This window comes from Actinophytocola sp. (assembly GCF_035712165.1).
Classification (GTDB): domain Bacteria; phylum Actinomycetota; class Actinomycetes; order Mycobacteriales; family Pseudonocardiaceae; genus DASYTH01.
In genome coordinates this window covers 1-3163 of the sequence record NZ_DASTBH010000218.1, presented here as the reverse complement: position 1 = coordinate 3163, position 3163 = coordinate 1, and the positions used below count along the sequence as shown (strand labels likewise).

The following is a 3163-nucleotide window of genomic DNA, read 5'->3' as shown; positions in this document are numbered from 1 at the left end:
CGTGGTGGTCGTGGGCGACGTCGTGGTCGTCGTCTCGTCCGTGGTCGTCGTGGTGGTGGGCGAGGTCGTGGTGGTGGTCTCGTCCGTGGTGGTCGTGGTCTCGTCCGTGGTGGTCGTGGTCTCGTCGGTGGTGGTGGTCGTGGTCGTCTCGTCCGTCGTCGTGGTGGTCGTCGGCGAGGTCGTGGTCGTGGTCTCGTCGGTGGTCGTCGTGGTGGTCGTGGTCGTCGTGGTGGTCTCGTCGGTGGTGGTCGTGGTGGTGGTCGTGGTGTCCGCGGGGGTCACCGTGATCTCGGCGAGCGTGGTGTTCTGGCCCGCGACCGTGGTGCACGGGGCGTCGAAAACGCCGAGGCCGGTGTCGCCGCCCTGGGCGTTGCGCGGGTGCAGCGCCCGCAGGCCGAGGGTCTCCACGCTGATCCGGGCGGTGCCGGCGTTGGGGAAGGTCACCGACGGGGACGTGCCCGTGGCGTTGAGGATCAGCGGGGTGTTCAGCGCCGGCACGGGCTGGACCGGGATCTGGGCCGGGACCGTGATGGGCAGGTCGAGGCCCGGCGCGGTGATCCGGGACCCGGCGTCGGAGAAGCCCTCGATCGTCGTCGCCCCCACCAGCACCAGGCCGGCCGTCGCGTTGATCCCGGCGTCGGCGACGGCGTTGATGGTGAAGGGCTCGCTGGGCGTGTTCACCGGGATGGTGGCCGGGATGTCCGCCCTGATCGTCACCGTCACCCGCTGGGTGTTGATCAGCGGGAAGGTGCAGTCGAACAGGAGGGTCAACTCGCGTGGCTCGGCCGCGCCGCTGCCGCCGGCCAGCACCAGGCCGGTCGCGACCATCCCCGCCGTGACCGCGGCCGCCAGCCCCGCGGTCAACTGCCGTGCCCTCGCCCGAATCGCCATTGATGCCTCTTCCGCGCGCGCCAAATAGGAAAGACCGGAGTGGCGGCAAATTACTCGGAATTCTCCGGCGGCCACAACCCACGAATAACCGGTTACCAATACATTGTCACGCGGCCACAGGGCGGGGCTCAAAAATTATCACGTCACCCGCAAATCGCGGCGGCGGTTTTTGACACCGTGTTCCACCCGATTCTATGGTCGGTCATGCCGACGGAACGGGACCAGGCCGCGGAACTCGGCGTCGCGCAGCAGATCTGGGCCAGGATCCCCCGCGGCTTCGTCGACGCGCTGCGCCCGGTGACCGCGCTCATGGTGCGGGACGCGGTCCGGGAGATCCAGCGGGTGGTGCCGGCCTACCGCCAGCCGCTGGAGGGCAAGTTCCGCGAGGTGCTGATCGGCACGGTCGAGATGGCCATCACGAAGTGCCTGGACACGGTCACCAACCCGGAGTTCGACCAGTCGGACTGGAAGCCGGTGTTCCGCTACGCCGGGCGGGTGGAGTTCCTCGAGGGCCGCACCATGGACGCGCTGCAGACCGCGGTGCGGGTCGGCGCCCGGGTGTGGTGGCGGCACGTGTGCGTGATCGGCAGGCGGATGAACGTGCCGACCGAGATCCTGTTCGCCATCGCCGACGCCAGCTTCGCCTGGGTGGACGAGATCAGCACGGTGGCCATCGAGGGCTACACCGAGGCGCAGGCGCACGCCTCCGGCGCGCTGGAACGGCGCCGCCGGCAGTTGCTCAAGCTGGTGCTGTCCGAACAGCCGGTGCCCAGGCAGACCATCGTCGACCTCGCCGCCACCACCGACTGGACGGTGCCGGACCAGGTTGCCGTCGTGGCCCTGGAGTACCGCGACGACCAGCATCAGCGCCCGGCCATCTCGTTGGGCCGTCAGGTGTTGGTGGACCTGGAGAGCGGCGCGCCGTGCCTGGTGCTGCCCGACCCGGACGAGCAACTCAACGGGCTGGCCGACGAACTGTGCGGGCAGCGCGCGGCGGTCGGTCCGGTGGTCCCGCTGGCCCAGGCACGCCGCTCGCTGGACTGCGCCCGCCGGGCGGTTCTCCTTGTGCAGCGCGAGGTTCTGCCGCAGGCGCCGATCACCTGGTGCCGCGAGCACCTGGCGACCCTGGCGCTGCTGTCCGACGAGTTCCTGATCGCCCAGCTCATCGACCGCGCCATGGCGCCGTTCGCCGGGCTCACCGCCAAACAACGCGAGCGCTCGGCCAGCACGCTGCTGGCCTGGCTGGAGACCCGGGGCGGGGTCAACGAGATCGCGGCCCGGCTCGGCATCCACCCGCAGACCGTGCGCTACCGCATGCACCAGATCGAGGAACTGCTCGGCGAGTCGCTGTCCGACCCCAACGAGCTGTTCACCATGGAGATCGCCCTGCGCGCCCGGCGACTGCTGGCCGCCGACGAGTCCGGCACTGGGCCGTCCGGCCGCGTGGCCATGCGGCATAACCGGAAATGGACCGCTCCGGCGGAACTGCCCGCCCTTCCCTGGTAGTCCTACGGGCCTGCAGCCCGGGAACCACCAACGGAAGGAGCTTTTCCATGTCTGTCCCCAACTCGGTCCGCAACGCCACCTTCGCCGTCTGGGCCATCCTCGGTCTGGCCGTGCTGCGCGTGATCCTCACCATGGCATTCAAGGACGACCTGCTCGATGCCTGGCTGGCGGACACCGGCCGGACCTACCCGGCCCGCGAGCTCGCCGAAGACGCCGCTCCGCAGTACACCGGCGTCGCGATCGTCACGCTGGTCATCACCGCGCTGCTGGGTTTCGCCGCGCTCAACCTGCCCAAGGGGGCGAACTGGGCCCGCATCGTCGCCGTGGTCTTCGCGGCACTGTCGGTCCTCGGCATCGGGGCGGCGTTCGTCGTGGCGTCGCTGCCCGTTCTGGTCGTCATCAACGTGCTCATCGCGCTGCTGTCGGTCGCGGTGATCGTGCTGCTGTTCACCGCCGACGCCAACCGGTTCTTCGCGGCCCGGGCGCGGTTGGCCGGTTAGGACATCAGCCAGGTGCCGGTCAGCCGGACCGGGCCGATGCCGACGCGGACGGCGCGGACCGGAGTTCGTGGGGGTAGGGCGACCAGAGCGCAGAACACCAGGGTGCCGTCCAACCGGCCGGTCGGGGCGAGCGGGGTGCATTCGTGGCGCTGGGCCCGGAACGGGGACGGCACCACCGCGCCCCGATCGTCTATTATGGACACATCCGGAACCGGGAGCCGGTCGCCGTCGATCGGTTCGCGCAGCCGCGCGGCGACGCGGACCAG

Annotated in this window: 4 protein-coding genes; 2 read left to right on the top strand and 2 right to left on the bottom strand. The window is 70.3% G+C overall.

The annotated features are described in order from the left end of the window. The coding region (locus VFO68_RS12475) for a DUF6801 domain-containing protein (protein ID WP_325158404.1) at positions 1 to 891 on the bottom strand (891 nt) is incomplete at its 3' end. A gap of 204 nt (positions 892 to 1095) precedes the next feature. On the opposite strand from VFO68_RS12475, the gene VFO68_RS12470 reads away from it, so the two are divergent. Continuing rightward, a complete protein-coding gene (locus tag VFO68_RS12470; protein WP_325158403.1) occupies positions 1096 to 2397 on the top strand; it encodes a helix-turn-helix domain-containing protein in 1302 nt (433 codons plus the stop codon). 47 nt (positions 2398 to 2444) lie between these two features. Then, positions 2445 to 2897 (top strand): DUF7144 family membrane protein, encoded by a 453-nt coding sequence (locus tag VFO68_RS12465; protein WP_325158402.1) that lies wholly within the window; start codon positions 2445 to 2447, stop codon positions 2895 to 2897. On the opposite strand, the gene VFO68_RS12460 is transcribed toward VFO68_RS12465, so the two are convergent. Continuing rightward, positions 2894 to 3163 (bottom strand): hypothetical protein (locus tag VFO68_RS12460; RefSeq protein ID WP_325158401.1); only part of this gene is annotated, 270 nt, incomplete at its 5' end. The genes VFO68_RS12465 and VFO68_RS12460 overlap by 4 nt on opposite strands.